The sequence below is a fragment of the Brenneria alni genome (assembly GCF_003666245.1).
GTDB classification, from domain to species: Bacteria; Pseudomonadota; Gammaproteobacteria; order Enterobacterales; family Enterobacteriaceae; genus Brenneria; species Brenneria alni.
In genome coordinates, this window is record NZ_MJLZ01000005.1 from 1 (window position 1) to 14,509 (window position 14,509).

The 14,509-nt window shown below is 57.8% G+C and carries 15 protein-coding genes; 2 read left to right on the forward strand and 13 right to left on the reverse strand.

Annotation, left to right across the window (positions count from 1 at the left end; all coding sequences use genetic code 11):
* Positions 1-282: 282 nt before the first annotated feature.
* From BIY29_RS03825 to BIY29_RS03865, 9 genes are all read right to left on the reverse strand, one after another.
* Complete coding sequence (locus BIY29_RS03825) at positions 283-1,788, reverse strand: aldehyde dehydrogenase family protein (RefSeq protein ID WP_121573830.1); 1,506 nt, start codon at positions 1,786-1,788, stop codon at positions 283-285.
* Positions 1,785-2,081 carry a putative quinol monooxygenase gene (locus tag BIY29_RS03830; RefSeq protein WP_121573831.1) on the reverse strand — a complete coding sequence of 99 codons (297 nt, stop codon included), beginning with the start codon at positions 2,079-2,081 and terminating at the stop codon, positions 1,785-1,787. Before BIY29_RS03830 ends, BIY29_RS03825 begins: the two co-directional genes overlap by 4 nt.
* Before the next feature lie 12 nt (positions 2,082-2,093).
* Complete coding sequence (locus BIY29_RS03835) at positions 2,094-2,834, reverse strand: ABC transporter ATP-binding protein (protein ID WP_121573832.1); 741 nt, start codon at positions 2,832-2,834, stop codon at positions 2,094-2,096.
* The gene (locus tag BIY29_RS03840) at positions 2,812-3,537 is read right to left on the reverse strand and encodes an ATP-binding cassette domain-containing protein (protein WP_121573833.1); all 726 of its coding nucleotides are present in this window, start codon (positions 3,535-3,537) and stop codon (positions 2,812-2,814) included. Before BIY29_RS03840 ends, BIY29_RS03835 begins: the two co-directional genes overlap by 23 nt.
* Complete coding sequence (locus BIY29_RS03845) at positions 3,530-4,546, reverse strand: ABC transporter permease subunit (protein WP_121573834.1); 1,017 nt, start codon at positions 4,544-4,546, stop codon at positions 3,530-3,532. Before BIY29_RS03845 ends, BIY29_RS03840 begins: the two co-directional genes overlap by 8 nt.
* Positions 4,543-5,409, reverse strand: coding sequence for a branched-chain amino acid ABC transporter permease (locus tag BIY29_RS03850; protein ID WP_121573835.1), 867 nt, complete (start codon positions 5,407-5,409; stop codon positions 4,543-4,545). Before BIY29_RS03850 ends, BIY29_RS03845 begins: the two co-directional genes overlap by 4 nt.
* A 13-nt stretch (positions 5,410-5,422) precedes the next feature.
* Positions 5,423-6,484 carry an alcohol dehydrogenase gene (locus BIY29_RS03855; RefSeq protein WP_121573836.1) on the reverse strand — a complete coding sequence of 354 codons (1,062 nt, stop codon included), beginning with the start codon at positions 6,482-6,484 and terminating at the stop codon, positions 5,423-5,425.
* A 3-nt stretch (positions 6,485-6,487) separates the two neighbouring features.
* Positions 6,488-7,717: an urea ABC transporter substrate-binding protein gene (locus BIY29_RS03860; protein WP_121573837.1), complete on the reverse strand. Its 1,230-nt coding sequence runs from the start codon at positions 7,715-7,717 to the stop codon at positions 6,488-6,490.
* A gap of 110 nt (positions 7,718-7,827) precedes the next feature.
* Positions 7,828-9,021, reverse strand: a complete 1,194-nt coding sequence (locus tag BIY29_RS03865) for a substrate-binding domain-containing protein (RefSeq protein WP_121573838.1) — start codon at positions 9,019-9,021, stop codon at positions 7,828-7,830.
* Positions 9,022-9,180: 159 nt separating this feature from the next.
* On the opposite strand from BIY29_RS03865, the gene BIY29_RS03870 reads away from it, so the two are divergent.
* Complete coding sequence (locus BIY29_RS03870; protein ID WP_121573930.1) at positions 9,181-9,603, forward strand: MarR family winged helix-turn-helix transcriptional regulator; 423 nt, start codon at positions 9,181-9,183, stop codon at positions 9,601-9,603.
* A 370-nt stretch (positions 9,604-9,973) separates the two neighbouring features.
* A complete protein-coding gene (locus BIY29_RS03875; protein WP_121573839.1) occupies positions 9,974-10,897 on the forward strand; it encodes a LysR family transcriptional regulator in 924 nt (307 codons plus the stop codon).
* On the opposite strand, the gene BIY29_RS03880 is transcribed toward BIY29_RS03875, so the two are convergent.
* From BIY29_RS03880 to BIY29_RS03895, 4 genes are read right to left on the reverse strand one after another with little or no spacing between them, the layout of a single operon-like run.
* The gene (locus BIY29_RS03880) at positions 10,891-11,715 is read right to left on the reverse strand and encodes an ATP-binding cassette domain-containing protein (RefSeq protein ID WP_121573840.1); all 825 of its coding nucleotides are present in this window, start codon (positions 11,713-11,715) and stop codon (positions 10,891-10,893) included. The two genes, BIY29_RS03875 and BIY29_RS03880, sit on opposite strands and share 7 nt — an antisense overlap.
* A complete protein-coding gene (locus BIY29_RS03885; protein WP_121573841.1) occupies positions 11,712-12,695 on the reverse strand; it encodes an ABC transporter ATP-binding protein in 984 nt (327 codons plus the stop codon). The genes BIY29_RS03880 and BIY29_RS03885 overlap by 4 nt, the downstream gene beginning before the upstream one ends.
* The gene (locus BIY29_RS03890) at positions 12,692-13,582 is read right to left on the reverse strand and encodes an ABC transporter permease (protein WP_121573842.1); all 891 of its coding nucleotides are present in this window, start codon (positions 13,580-13,582) and stop codon (positions 12,692-12,694) included. Before BIY29_RS03890 ends, BIY29_RS03885 begins: the two co-directional genes overlap by 4 nt.
* 1 nt (position 13,583) lies before the next feature.
* Complete coding sequence (locus tag BIY29_RS03895; RefSeq protein ID WP_121573931.1) at positions 13,584-14,501, reverse strand: ABC transporter permease; 918 nt, start codon at positions 14,499-14,501, stop codon at positions 13,584-13,586.
* Between the last annotated feature and the right edge of the window lie 8 nt (positions 14,502-14,509).

The window sequence follows — 14,509 nt, forward strand, 5'->3', positions numbered from 1 at the left end:
TTATAAAATCATCAGGTAATAAAAAATTTTATTCAAAGTCGGGAAAAAGGGCATTTTTATTTATCGGAACAAATAATCAGCAATATCGGCGGGTGTGCAAAAGAGGTTAATTCACCTTTTTGGTCCTCTGCACAAAAAGAGTGATTTATTTGCACCAAAATACGGCAAGACATTTTTCAATGCTGTTTGAAAGACAGGATCATCGAACGAAAGCGGCAAAAATTCGCGGCGTACCCTGTCGTGGCATCCATGCCACTCATGCAGCGACAACGCCTGCCCCAGTTACAGCGCGACACCGATGGAACGCAACTCAGTATAAAGTTCAATGGCTTCCCACCCCATTTCCCGTCCCCAGCCGGACTGTTTGAATCCCCCGAACGGCAGTGCGGGATCGACTACATGATGGGTGTTGACGCCAATGGTGCCAGCCTTGAGCCGCTGGGCCACCCGGTGCGCCCGGCTCAGATCGCGGGTAAACAGGCTGGCCGCCAGGCCATAGATGGAGGCATTGGCCTGAGTCACCGCTTCATCGTCGTCAGAGAAACGGCTCACGCATAATACCGGGCCGAAGATCTCTTCCCGTACCACCTGCATATTGCCGTGGGTATGGTCAAGGATGGTCGGTTCGACAAAATAGCCGGATTCTCCCCACGCTTTTCCGCCGGTCAGCAGCGTCGCCCCCTCACGGATACCGGAAGCAATATAGTCGCACACCCGCTGCCGCTGCTCTTCAGACACCAACGGGCCGATTTGCGTGCCTTCCGCCAGTCCGGGGCCTATCTTCAGCGATTGCGCATGGTCGACCAGGCCCGCCAGCACATGCTCGGCGATATCATCATGCAGATAAAGCCGGGTGCCTGCCGTGCAGGTTTGCCCCATGTTGTAAAAAATACCGGAGGCGATAGCCGGGATGGCCTTATCCAGATCGGCATCGGCAAACACTATCATCGGTGATTTCCCGCCCAGCTCCAACGACACTTTTTTCAGATTGCCCCCGGCGGCGGCAAGGATCTTTTTACCTACCTCGGTCGAGCCGGTAAACGCGACTTTGTCCACCTCCGGGTGCGCCGCCAGCGCCGCGCCGGCGGTTTCACCCAACCCGGTGACCACGTTGAATACCCCGGCGGGAAAGCCCGCTTCCTCCACCAGTTCAGCCAGACGCAGCGCCGTCAGCGGCGTCTGTTCCGCAGGTTTCAGCACCACGGTGCAGCCCGTCGCCAGCGCCGGGGCCACTTTCCATACCGCCATCATCAGTGAAAAATTCCACGGCACAATCTGACCGCAGACGCCCACCGGCGTTCTTAATGTATAAGCGTGAAAAGGCACATCATTGGAGAGCGGGATGGTTTGACCACAAATTTTAGTGCTCCACCCCGCCATATAGCGCAGCAGTTCATAAGAGAACGCCACATCGCCCCAGCGGGCGTCGCCAAAGGGTTTACCGTTGTCGAGCGCCTCGATTTGCGCCATCTCATCGGCATGATGCTCCAGCAGATCGCCAAGCCGCCAGACCAGTTTACCACGCTCGGACGGCGTCATACTGGCCCAGGGGCCGCTGTCAAAGGCCCGGCGCGCCGCTTGCACCGCCCGGTCGATATCGGCCTTATCGCCCAGCGGTACGCGGGTAAACGCCTGCTCCGTGGCAGGATTGACCACAGCAAACGTTTCGCCGCTGACCGCGTCGACCCACTCGCCGTCAATAAACATCCGCTGCTTTTTATTAATGAAGGCCTGCGTTGCCGGACATAACCACTCCGCTTGGGGTTCCTGCGTCTTTGTCATCGTCATTTGGCTGAAATCTCATTGGCGGTTATCAGAGTAACCTCACCATCCAGAATAGGTTTGGCAATAGCGAAAAAGCGCGCCACCACAGCGGACCCGTTGTGGTTATCCATTGCCGTCTGGTCGCTGAAGCGTTCATAGGTGGTGAAAACGCACGGGTCCTGGCTGTCCTGCGTAATGAAAAACCCCTGGGTTTGCGGCTCGTTTTGTCGAACGTGTGCGGCCACTTCCAGTAAGGCATCAGCCAGAACATGGGCATAACCCTGCTTAACTTTAATGATGGCGGTAATACACAGCATATAAGACTCCTTTTATGCCTTCTCAGGCGACAGCCCATTGAATTCAGCAACCCAGTTGCTATCGGAAAGTTTGGCGGGATCGACAACCGCCCCCAGTTCACCTTTACGCAGCGGAAAGACCCGGCTGGCAAGCTGACTGATGAACGTCAGATCCTGTTCGACCAGAATGATTGACAACCCGTCACGTTTCGCCAGCCGTTGCAGGGTATCGACGATATCGTCACAAATGGACGGCTGAATGCCCTCGGTAGGTTCATCAAGCAAAATCAGTTGCGGTTCGGCGCACAGGCAGCGCCCCAATGCCAGAATCTGCTGTTCGCCGCCGCTCAGTACCCCGCCGGTGCGGCCAAGTATCGGCTTCAGGCGCGGCAGGTCATCCACCACCGCCGCGATCTTCCGCTGCGCCTCACGCACGGGAAGATGAACCGCCCCCATACGCAGGTTATCCATCACGCTCAGTGCGGAAAAAATCTGCCTGCCCTGCGGTACAATTCCCATGCCGAGCCGCGCCCGCTGCTCCGGCATAAGGTGGGTAATTTCACGTCCGGCCAGATGAAGGGAACCGCCCTGTACCGGCAAATGCCCCATCAGCGTTCTGAGCAACGTGGTTTTCCCCATGCCGTTGTGCCCCAGGATGCCAATCATCTCGCCATTGAACAGCGTCATGTCGATATCAAACAAAATCGGGATATTGCCGTATCCGGCGCACAGTTGGCGCACCGTCAACAGTTCAGGCCGTGTGTGATTTGCCAAGATAGACCTCACGAACGCGTGGATTACTCAGAATGCCCTCGACATGATCTTCCGCCAGGATTTTCCCCTGATGAAAAACCGTCACCCGTTTGCCAATCAGCCGGATAAAATTCATATCGTGCTCAACCACCACCAGCGCATGGCGACGATTAATCTCCAGAATGATTTCCGCCAGTCTGCCGACCTCTTTACCGGTCATGCCTGCTGCGGGTTCATCCAACAGCACCAGCGGCGGCTCGCTGGCGATCACCATAGCGAGTTCCACCAGTTGCCGCTGGCCGTGCGCCAGTTGCCCGACCAGGCGCCCCGCCAACCTATCGACGCCGACCCGCTCCAGCGCGGCGTGCGCCATCTCGTCCCGCTGTTTTGGCCGTGACACGTCACGCAGCCCGAGCCAGACATTTTCCAGCGCCGTCAGTCCTTCAAACAGATGCGGGATCTGGGTCTTGATGCCGATGCCCGATCGGGCGATACGAAACCGTTGCGCACCGTTCATGATCTGACCTTTGAAAGCAATGCTCCCGGTCGTGGGCCGCTGACTACCGGTCAGACAGCGGAAAAAAGTGGTTTTCCCGGCGCCGTTCGAGCCGATAAGGCAGCGTAATTCCCCTTGCTGTAAGGTGAAATCGATATTATCCAGCGCCTTTACTCCGCCAAAATGGACGCTGACGCCGCTGGCCCGCAGTAAAACCTCGTCATTCATGGATCACCGCCGTATTGTTAAGCTTGCTGACTGACCGTTTGGGAAAACGGGCGATCACCGTTGGCAGCAGGCCACGTGGCATCAGCAGAACAAAGAGGATCAGTACGCCGCCCAGTACGATATTGGGATCGATCCAGCCGAGCGTACCCAGATAGGCACTGAGCAGTTGCAGCAACAGACAGGCGATAATCGGCCCCATCAGCGTCCCCACGCCGCCCACCACCACCCAGATAAGCACCTGCGCGCTGTTGGACAGGCTGAATACCGACGGGCTGACGAATACCGAGGTGGCAAACAGCAGACCGGCCACGCCCGCAATCCCGGCGCCGATAGCAAAGACGGCCAGTTTTAACAGACGTGCGTCATACCCCAACAGTTCCGCCCGTGCCTCATTCTCCCGCACGCCAGCGACGATGCGGCCAAAGCGCGATCCCATCAGGCACTTGCACAGTACGTAGCCCGCCACCAGCGCGCACACCGCCAACATAAACACCGCCTCCGGCGATAAGGGCGTAGTAGGATCAAAGGGCATATTCAGCGGCGGGGTATCCGGCATACCGTTAAAGCCCCCCAGCCGAGCCTTGCCGATGCGCCACGCATCGCCGGAGGTACTGTTCGCCAGTTTGAACAGGATCAGGGTGACCGTGAGTGTGATAACGCCAAAGTAGATATCGCTCAGGCGGCCATAAAAGACGAAATACCCCAGAATGACGGCAAAGATCATCGGCACCGCAATGGCGGCGACAATTGCCCAGGTGGAATCACCGAGGTTGATGCCGGCGACGGCGTAGGCATAAGCGCCCAGACCAAAGAACATCGACTGGCCGAAACACAGAATACCGCCATGCCCCCAAATCAGGGCCATACTCAGCGCGAACAGCGCCAGGCTGACATAGATGGTCGAATTGATCAGCGAATAGAGATCCAGCGTTACCGGCAGTACCAGTATCGCCAGTCCGCCGGCGATAATCGCCGCCAGATTACAGCGCAGCGTGGTGGAAAAGTTCATGGAGCCCCCCGGAAAACTTTACCGGTTATGCCTGTCGGCAACAGACGCAGCAGGATAATCGCCGCCGCCAGTAGCGCAACGTCGCCAAAAATCGGATTACTCAGGAAAGTGGTGATGGTGCCGATGCCGCCCAGCAGCGTCGACCCCAGCGCCGTGCCAGTGATGACGCTGGCCCCGCCGGTGATGACGGTGATAAAGGCTTTGGCGACATAAGCCGCACCCATAGTCGGCACCACGCCGGACAGCGGCGCCAGCAACGCACCGGCCAGACCACTCAGCGCCGCGCCCAGCGCAAACGTCAGTGCAAAAACCTGTGAGCGGTTGATGCCAAGCGACGCAGCCATTTCCGGATTCTGCATGGTGGCGCGGGCGATCAGTCCAACACGGGTAAAGCGCAGTATGGCAAACCCGCCGACAATCAGCAGCAGACACACCGCGACCATAAACTGGTTATATAAACTGATGCTGTAACCGGCAAACTGCACGCTGCCGAGCGGCGCGGAAATTCCCTGAACGCGGTTGCCAAACAGCGTCGTCGCCAGTCCGGTCAACAGCAGGCTCAGTCCCCAGCTTGCCAGCATGGTATCGATCATCCGGCCATACAGGTGGCGGATAATCAAGCGCTCCACCACCAACCCCAGCAGCCCTACCATGCACGGCGCCACAATAAGGATGGAGATCCAGATATTAATCCCCAGGTTACAGGCATAAATAGCGGCAAAACCGCCCAGCATAATGAACTCGCCGTGCGCCAGATTGATGACGCGCATCATGCCGAAAATCACCGCCAACCCGATTGACACCAGCACCAGTTCGGCAATGGAATTGACCACCTGGATGGTGGTTAACACGAAAAACTCCATATGCGGCTTCCCCTTACGGATTGAGCACAATGCGGCCCAGCGCGTTGCCATTGCGCAGATCGGTCAGCGCATCATTCAGGCAGCACAAAGGGCGTTGAGCGATTGGCAACGGAGTGAGTCCCCCCTGTCGGGCAAGATCAATCAGGGCTTTCAATTCTTGCAGGCTACCGGTGTAGGTGCCGATTAACGACAGCGCCTTGAACGGCAACAGCGGCAGACGCAGATCGATACGCCCGCCCTGTAGTCCAACCAGGATGATACGCGCCCCTTTGGCGACGCTGTTCATTGCCAGTTGCATGGTCGAGGGCAGCCCGACGGTATCAATCACGCCGTACAGCCTGCCCTGCGCCAGATCAGACAGCGCACTGCCCACTGGCCCATGTCCAATATTGAGTACCTCGTTCGCCCCCAGTTGCCGGGCCACCTGCAATCGATCGTCGGTAATATCGCAGGCAATGACGGACTCGACGCCCAGCGCGTTGGCGAGAGAAACCGCACTCAGCCCCAGCCCGCCCGCACCGATGATCGCCAGCGCCCCACCAGGCTTAAGCGGCAACATCTGTTGCAACGCGCTGTACACCGTCAAGCCGGAGCAGGCCAGCGTCGCGGCCCATGCCGGGTCAAGAGCGCCAATGTCCAGCAAATAACGCGCATCGGGTATCACCACATGTTCGGCATAACCGCCATGCCGGAAGATGCCGAGCGTGCGCGGTTGCTCGCAGTGGTTTTCCTGCCCGGCATGACAGGCCGGACAGCCCCCGCAACCTATCCACGGATAAACCAGACGGCGCTGGCCGATCAACGCACGGTCGGCGCTCTCCCCGACCGCCACCACCTCACCGACGATCTCGTGCCCCATCACCAGCGGGATTGGCATGGCGCTCTGTGCAAAATCAATGCGTTCGCCGTCCCCCAGATCCTGATAACCATCCTGGATGTAGACGTCCGAATGACACACTCCGGCGTGTGTCACCCGCAGCAGGACGTCCTGCGCCGCCAGTTCAGGCAGCTCATGCTCCACCGGCTGTGGTTCTGCGCCATAATGCGGCAGCCGATAACTGTGCGTCACCGCCATCGTTTAGCCTCCCGCCTTAATCACATACTGCTGGTTGTCGTCAGGATGGGTGATGAGGTCGCACACCGCGGCGGTATCCGCAGGCGGCTGCTGTGGATAGGATTCCAGCACCTTCCACGCGCCGTCGCGCACCTGCCCCAGATGGATGTCCACGGTAAAGTGATGGGTCGCCGCATCCAGCTTCGACACGCCCCCTGGGCCGTTGACCTCCGAACCCTTTTCCAGCGCCTCGATCACCGCCATGCGTTCGGTGGAATTCGCCATTCTGACGCCGTTGGCCCAGTGCATCACGGCATACCAGCCATCAATGGCCGTTTCGTTGATATAGGGAGTACGCGCACCGAATTTATTTTTGAGGTTTTGCAGAAACTGGTGATTGCGCGGGGTATCCAGTTCCTGAAAATAGGCGTAGGCAGCCAGGATCCCTTCGCTTTCCTGCGGCGTCAGAATACGGTGTTCATTGCCGACGCCAAAGTCGCTGGAGGCGATAGGGATTTTGCCCACCATGCCGGCGGCGGCCCACTGCCGGAAGAAGGAGATGTGATTCCCCCCGACCAACAGTGAAAACACCATATCGGGCTTGGCATCCTGTATTTTCTTGATGGTGGTGCCGAACTCGGTGACATCCAGCGGGAAAAAATCGCTGGCGATCACCGATCCACCGGCCTGCGTGGCATATTTCTTTACCCAGTCGGTAGAAATATGTCCAAAGTTGTAGTCAGCGGCAATGACATAAATCTTTTTCCCCCACAGGTTCACGGCATAAGGCACGATGCGGGTAACCGTTTGCGCCGGGGTGGTGCCGATGGAAAAGCTGTTGCGATCGCATACGCCGCCTTCATACAGCGAGGGATAAAAGTAAAGGGTGCGATAACGGCGCAGCAATGGACGGATAGCCTCACGCGAGGCGCTGGTTACGCCGCCGAAGACCGCCACAACCCGATCACGGGTCGCGGCCTGAGTGGCGAACTGGGTGTAATACTGAATATTGGACTGCGGATCGTACTTGATAAGTTCTATCGGGCGCCCCAGCAATCCCCCCTGACTGTTCAGTTCGGAAATGGCCAGCTCCACGCAATCCATCACCGGCTGACCGTAGATATCCAGTCCGCCGGACTGGTCGAAAATAGCCGCCACCTTGATGGGATCGGCAGCCTGTACCCGTCCGATAAACGCGGAGGCAGCCAGCGTCATGATGCTGCCTTGCAGTAACTTACGTCGTGAAATAGCCATTTTTTTTCTGTTTCCCCCAAGCCCTGGTAGGCAATTAACGGGCACCACTACCCGTCGCTCAGAGAAAACTTATCAGCTAATATTTCACTTTTCAAATATAATTTATGTTATTACTTTAGCCGTGACGAACCGAACTCCGCGATAACGTTAAACTGCATCCCGTCCGCTTTTGCCAGATAGATTGAAGGCGCTATCCCTCCCTGGCGAATAACCTGACGCCCCCTGACGCTGTGGAAAACCAGTCCCTCAAAAGCGCGATTCAATGATGCCATATCCAGGTCACCCGCCCGTTTCGCCAGCGCCGAGAAAAAATGAATCGCATCATAGCAGGATTGACTCAACACCCCCTGAACCGGGGCAGTCGCGCCAAATGCCGCACGATATTGCGTCATGAATTTTTGATTATCGCGGGTCTGCAACGAACTGAAATAACTGGCGGCGCAATAGAGATTGTGGGTATGCGCCGCGCCGATGCCAAAAAGGGTATTTTCCTCAATCGAACCGGATAGCCGCAGGATATGTTGCGACAGCCCCGCCTGTGAAAACGCACGGTTAAACATCACGCAGTCCGATCCCACCAGAGATTCAAACACCATGTCCGGCTTTTCACGGGCGATTTTTTCGATGACGGTGGCAATGTCCGTTTGTCCCAGGCTGATATAGTCTTCGCCAACCACCTCACCGTCGCTGGCGTTAATCAGCCGCCTGACGGTGGCATGGCTGGCGCGCGGCCAGATGTAATCATTGCCGACAATAAACCAGCGCTTTGCCCGCCGGTGTTGCATCATCCAGTGGATCGCGGCGGGAAACTGTTGCTCCGGGGTTTCGCCAAAGGCAAACACGCCGGGTGTCGTCTCTCCGCCCTCATACAAAGGAGCAAAAACATAGGGCACCCGACCGGCAAAGGCGTCACGCAGGGCAATACGCACACTGGAAAGATGCACGCCAATCAGCGCATCCACTTTATGCTCATTAACCAACTGCCAACTGCGCGCCACCACGCCTTCAGGTTCGCCGCCGGCATCGGCGGCAAACAGTTCGATTGGCCGCCCCAGCGTGTGATTGTCCCGATTCAGTTCTGTTGCCGCCAGTACCGCGCTGTACTGGCATGATGGCCCCCAGATGGCGTCCGATCCGTGAAAAGGCACCAGCAACCCCAGGCGCAGCGGCGCCTGTTTGCGTTCCGGCTGTGAGAAAACTTGCCCGCTGTCTCTGTGCAGATAGTCGTATTTTCCTGTCTGCGAGATCAGGTGGCGAAACACCGGGACGGGAGAGATGGCGGTAGACGCGTTCGGAATCATCATGGCGGTATCTCAGGACTAGTCAGGTAACACAACTATGCAAGATCTATGCAACTCTTGACGAAGGGAAAACAACGGAAGAAAAATCACCGGGCTTGCCCGTGATTGTGGTGAAATAAAATGCTAACATTGCCAGCATAACTCCCTATCATGCCGCGCATTATGTCGGAAAAACCCATAAACGAATACCTCGCTCATCTGCTGGTACAGGCTAACCGTCAGGTTAACCGTCAGTTATCTCTGGAGGGGATCACTCTGGAGCACTGGCGCGCGCTAAAATCCATCTCGGAAAATAATGGCCTGACCATGCGGGAACTCTCCAGCAACCTGACGCAGAATTTCCCCACCCTGACGAAAATTATCGACAAAATGGTCAGCGAGGCGTTGGTGTATCGCCTGCCTGATGAGCAGGATCGCCGTAAAGTGCGTTTATTTATCTCCGATAACGGCAAGGCGGTATTGGATAAGCAAAACAGCCGGGTTAACGACCATCAGGGCAAGCTGGAAGATGCCTATGGCAGCGCCGAAGCGCAGATGCTAAAAGAAATGCTGGAACAGTTTTTAAAATCCGTGCCGCACGATTGACCCCACCCCACGCAGCCGATCCGTTCGCTTTACCGTCCCGGCCCATTTGCACCGTACTGGTGAAACCTATGCACCAATACGGTGTTGGGTTATCTTTGCCGCGCTGAACGCCCTGCGTCGAGCGCGTACTACGATGTAGCACAAAAATGGCGGCATTGCGGCGCACAAAATATTCTCCGCCGTTAAATATTCCAATTTCTGGGCAGCCCTCAGCCCGTCGTGGCCTGATTCATGCTTAAAGCCCGGTATCCCGCTATCATGGGATGACGGCGTATGATGTCATGCCCGTAGGTTTTTATGCTTTGTCCTATCACGCCCCGGCTTATTCCCTGTATCCGGCGCGGAGGCAAAGTATCAGAGGAAAAATTGCATGTCCCATATTCACGACCGGCTTGACTGGAATTTGCTGCGCACTTTTCTGGCTATTGTGCAGGAAGGCAGCATCAGCCGTGCGGCAACCCGGCTGCATCTGACACAACCGGCAGTCAGTCTGGCGCTCAAACGTCTGGAGGAGCGGCTCGGCGAGAGTCTTATCACCCGTAACGGCGCCAACTTCAACCTGACGTCGGCGGGCGAACTGGTTTATCGCGAAGCGCTGGCGATATACGGCAGCATCGCCCGGCTATCGATGGCGGTACAGAACACCCCACACGACCTGAGCGGCGTGATACGGCTGGCGCTGGTTTCCGGGGTTAACAGCGACATTCTGGATAACGTGATAGGCGATTTCCATCAAAGCCACCCGCGCGTCAATTTTGAGATCACCACCGGTTCAAGCGCTGATGTGCAGCACGCCCTGCTGCATTATCAGGCCGGGCTGGGTATCTGCTTAAAACACAAAAGCGTGTCGGGACTCGCGGATACGCCGTTGCTCCACCAGAGATACTTCCTTTATTGCGGCAAACAGCATCCGCTGTTCGGGCAACAACATCTGAGCATCAGCGATTTGCATAATGAAGATTTCGTCTCTTTTGCCAGTGAGCAATTAGACGGCGTACTGGCGCCGCTGGCCCTGTTTCGGGCGCAACAGGCGCTGGAAGGACAGATTATCGGCACCAGCGCCAGTCTCGACGAGGTCAGGCGGATGGTGCGTTCCGGTCTGGGGATCGGCGCGCTGCCCGAACATGTGGTGAACAGGGAGGCGGAGGCGGGGCATCTGTGGAAGCTGCCCCCCTACGACGGTATCGCGCGTATCACCCTGTACCTGATGTGGAATCAGGAACCGAAATATAACCAGGCGGAAGAGGCGTTCTACCACCGCTTACGCGAAGCGCTGCATCTGGCGGGTTATTGACCCGCGTGCGATATCCGCAAACGGGTATCGCTTTGCGGCAACAGCGTGGCCGCCAGCAGCTTGCGGGTGTACTCATGACGCGGGTTGGCAAAGGTTGCCGCACAATCGCCCTGCTCCACCACCTTACCCTGATACATGACGCACACCCGATCCGACAGATGCTCCACCACCGCCAGATTATGGCTGATAAACACCATCGCCAGATTGAACTCGCGCTTTAACGACAGCAGCAGATTGATGATCTGCGCCTGCACCGAGACATCCAGCGCGCTGGTCGGTTCGTCACAGATCAGCGCCGCCGGGTTGAGTATCAACGCCCTGGCAATCGCCACCCGCTGACGCTGCCCGCCGGACAGTTCCCCCGGATAAGCATTGGCCAACCGACGGGGGAAACCGACGCGATCCAGCATGTCCAGCACCTCGCGCTGCCACTCGCCGCCGCGCCAGTGAATGCGCAGCGGCTGTAATACCGTTTCATAAATGGTATAGGACGGATTCAACGACGAATAAGGGTCCTGAAATACCGGTTGCAACAGACTGGCCCGCGCCAACCGCTCCATGCCGCGGATAGGTTCGCCGCGCAGCAGCACCTCGCCGCTTTCCGGCATGTTCAGCCCCAGCATAATGTTGGCCAGCGTGCTTTTACCGCAGCCGGATTCCCCCACCAGCCCCAGCGTTTCACCCGCTTGTAACGTCAGTGAGACGTTATCCAGCGCCTGTATGCGCCGGGCGGGTTTCATCAACCCGCCGCCAATACTGAACGACTGACTGATACCCTTCACCTGTAACAGTGGCCCGGTTTCTGCTTCACGATTCATAACTGCTCCTCCGCGGCCAGCACGCATTCATAGCGATGTTCCACGCCGGTTTGCTGCACCGGCAACGCCTGCTGGCACACCGACTGTCGCCAGGCGCAGCGCCAGCGAAACGCGCATCCGGCCATCTCCCCCAGCAGTTCCGGCACCCGGCCTTCAATCACCGGCAGGTCGGAACCGGGCGGGGTTTTCCCTGGGATCGGAATACTGGCGATCAGCCCGCGAGTATAAGGATGCATCGGTCGTTGCAGTAATTCCCTGACCGGGGCGGACTCGACAATGCGTCCCGCGTACATCACGCTGACCTTGTCCGCCATTGCCGCCACCACGCCAAAGTCGTGGGTAATCAGCAACAGCGCGAAATTAAGCTGCTGCGCCAGCTCGCGGATCAGCGCCAGAATCTGCGCCTGGATCGTCACGTCCAGCGCGGTGGTAGGTTCGTCGGCAATCAGCAGCGACGGTTTCCCCATCAGCGCCATGGCAATAATGATGCGCTGGCGCTGCCCGCCGGAAAACTGATGCGGATACTGGCGAATACGTTCGGCGGACTGGGGAATGCCCACCTGCTCCAGCAATTGTACCGCCCGCTGGCGCGCCAGGTCGCGGCCAAGCGATTCATGCCGCATCACCCCTTCGATCATCTGTCGTTCGATGGACAGCGTCGGATTCAGGGTTGTCATCGGATCCTGAAAAATGATCGCGATATCCCGTCCGCGCAGCCTATTCAGCTCCCGCTGCGACAACTTATCCAGCGCCTTTCCCTGGAACGTCATCCGCCGGGCGCTGATTTTCGCCTTGCTGGTTTGCAAACCAAGCAACGACAGCGCGGTAATCGATTTACCGCAGCCGGACTCCCCCACCAGACAGAGCGTTTCCCCGGCCCGCAGATCGAAATCCACCCCGCGCACTACGTGAAATTCGCCCTGTTCAGTGGGAATGGCGATCTGCAAATCGCGTACCGTCAGTATCGGTTCATTACTCATCGTTTAATCTCCGCCCCCATCACATCGCGCAAACCATCACCGAACAGGTTGACCGCCAACACCAGCAGACAGAGTGCGCCGCCCGGCAATGCAATCAGCCACGACTCGAACAAAATGTTATCGCGCCCTTCGGCGATCATTAATCCCCAGGATGGGGTTGGCGGCCTGACGCCCAGCCCCAGAAAGGAAAGCGCGGACTCCAGCAGGATCACATTAGCCACTTCCAGCGTGGCGATAACAATAATGGTATTGCGCAGATTCGGCAGAATCTCCCGCAGCATGATAAACAGATGCGAAGCGCCCACCGCCCGCGCCGCCCGCACAAATGCCTCGTTACGCAGCGACTGGGTTCTGGCGCGGGTGACGATGGCAAACTGATCCCACACCAGCAGGCCCAGAATAGTCACCAGCGTCATGATCGACGCCCCTTTCAGCGCCACCGCCGCCAGCGCCACCAGGACGATCGGCAGCGACAGGCGCGTAGTGATCAGAAAGCTGATCAGCATATCGACACGTCCGCCAAAATAGCCCGCCAGCACGCCCAGCGCGGTGCCGATAACCCCGGCGAAAATCACCACGCCAATGCCGATACCCAGCGAAATACGGGCGCCGTAAATCAGGCGTGACAAATAATCGCGCCCCAACTGGTCGGTGCCAAGCCAGTGACCGCTGCTCTCCGCCGCCTGCCAGAACGGCACCAGCAGCCGGTTATCAAGATCCTGGGCAATGGGATCGTAAGGAGCCAGCCACGGCGCCAGCAGTGCAATGGCGATCATCAGCAGCAGGATGCCGCCGCCGACCACAATACCCGCTTTGCGAAAACGCTTCAGACTACGGCGCACAGGCTTATTTTCCGGCTGTACCGGCGAAGAATCTAACAGTGACATATCAAGACTCCCTAATCCGCGGGTCAAGCCAGGCATTAATCAGGTCGGCCAGCGTGGTCAGCACCACATAAATAAGCGACAGGATCAGGATGATCCCTTGCACCACCGGTAAATCACTGCGCAGCAGCGATTCCCAGGCCAGACGTCCCAACCCGTTGAGGGCAAACACGCTTTCAATAACAATGGAACCGGATAGCAGAATGCCAAGCTGGACGGCGGCAACGGAAACCAGCGCCAGAACCGCATTGCGCATGGCGTGATGCATGACGACAGCCGTCATACCGATCCCCTTGGAGCGCGCCGTGCGAATGTAATCGGCCTGCATCACGTCGATCATGCTGGCCCGCATCAGCCGCATCAGCGCGGGCGTGGCGTAGTAACTCAGCACAATCACCGGCAGCAGATATCCCTGCCAGCTTTCGGCGCCGGAGATAGGCACCACCCCCAACCAGACGCCGAATATCACGATCAGGATCAGGCCGAGCCAGAAGCTGGGGATCGCCTGCCCGGTCACCGCAATCAGCAGCGCCAGCCTGTCGATAATGCCACCGGGTTTCAGCGCGCCCAGCACGCCCAGCGGAATGGAAATGACCAGCGCCAGCAGGAACGCGCTGACGCCAAGCAACAGCGTAACGGGAATACGTTCGCCGATGATCTGGCTGACCGGCATATTGAAGTAGTAACTGTTGCCCAGATTGCCTTGCAGTACGCCGCCAATCCAGCGCAGATACTGCTCCGGCAACGGGCGATCGAAACCATAAAGCTGGCGCACCAGCTCGGCATCCCTGGCGCTGGCCCCCGAACCGGCAATGGCAATGGCCGGGTCGCCGGCCAGGTAAGCCAGCGCAAAACTGATTGCCGATACCGCCAACGCGACCAACACGGCGACCAGCAATCTTTTTAATGCGAATCTCAGCATGTCGATAC

Bases quoted from the DNA above. Each gene is read 5' to 3' on its own strand.
- BIY29_RS03825 (WP_121573830.1), bottom strand. From the start codon at position 1,788: ATGACGATGACAAAGACGCAGGAACCCCAAGCGGAGTGGTTATGTCCG.
- BIY29_RS03830 (WP_121573831.1), bottom strand. From the start codon at position 2,081: ATGCTGTGTATTACCGCCATCATTAAAGTTAAGCAGGGTTATGCCCAT.
- BIY29_RS03840 (WP_121573833.1), bottom strand. From the start codon at position 3,537: ATGAATGACGAGGTTTTACTGCGGGCCAGCGGCGTCAGCGTCCATTTT.
- BIY29_RS03845 (WP_121573834.1), bottom strand. From the start codon at position 4,546: ATGAACTTTTCCACCACGCTGCGCTGTAATCTGGCGGCGATTATCGCC.
- BIY29_RS03850 (WP_121573835.1), bottom strand. From the start codon at position 5,409: ATGGAGTTTTTCGTGTTAACCACCATCCAGGTGGTCAATTCCATTGCC.
- BIY29_RS03855 (WP_121573836.1), bottom strand. From the start codon at position 6,484: ATGGCGGTGACGCACAGTTATCGGCTGCCGCATTATGGCGCAGAACCA.
- BIY29_RS03860 (WP_121573837.1), bottom strand. From the start codon at position 7,717: ATGGCTATTTCACGACGTAAGTTACTGCAAGGCAGCATCATGACGCTG.
- BIY29_RS03865 (WP_121573838.1), bottom strand. From the start codon at position 9,021: ATGATGATTCCGAACGCGTCTACCGCCATCTCTCCCGTCCCGGTGTTT.
- BIY29_RS03870 (WP_121573930.1), top strand. From the start codon at position 9,181: ATGTCGGAAAAACCCATAAACGAATACCTCGCTCATCTGCTGGTACAG.
- BIY29_RS03875 (WP_121573839.1), top strand. From the start codon at position 9,974: ATGTCCCATATTCACGACCGGCTTGACTGGAATTTGCTGCGCACTTTT.
- BIY29_RS03880 (WP_121573840.1), bottom strand. From the start codon at position 11,715: ATGAATCGTGAAGCAGAAACCGGGCCACTGTTACAGGTGAAGGGTATC.
- BIY29_RS03885 (WP_121573841.1), bottom strand. From the start codon at position 12,695: ATGAGTAATGAACCGATACTGACGGTACGCGATTTGCAGATCGCCATT.
- BIY29_RS03890 (WP_121573842.1), bottom strand. From the start codon at position 13,582: ATGTCACTGTTAGATTCTTCGCCGGTACAGCCGGAAAATAAGCCTGTG.
- BIY29_RS03895 (WP_121573931.1), bottom strand. From the start codon at position 14,501: ATGCTGAGATTCGCATTAAAAAGATTGCTGGTCGCCGTGTTGGTCGCG.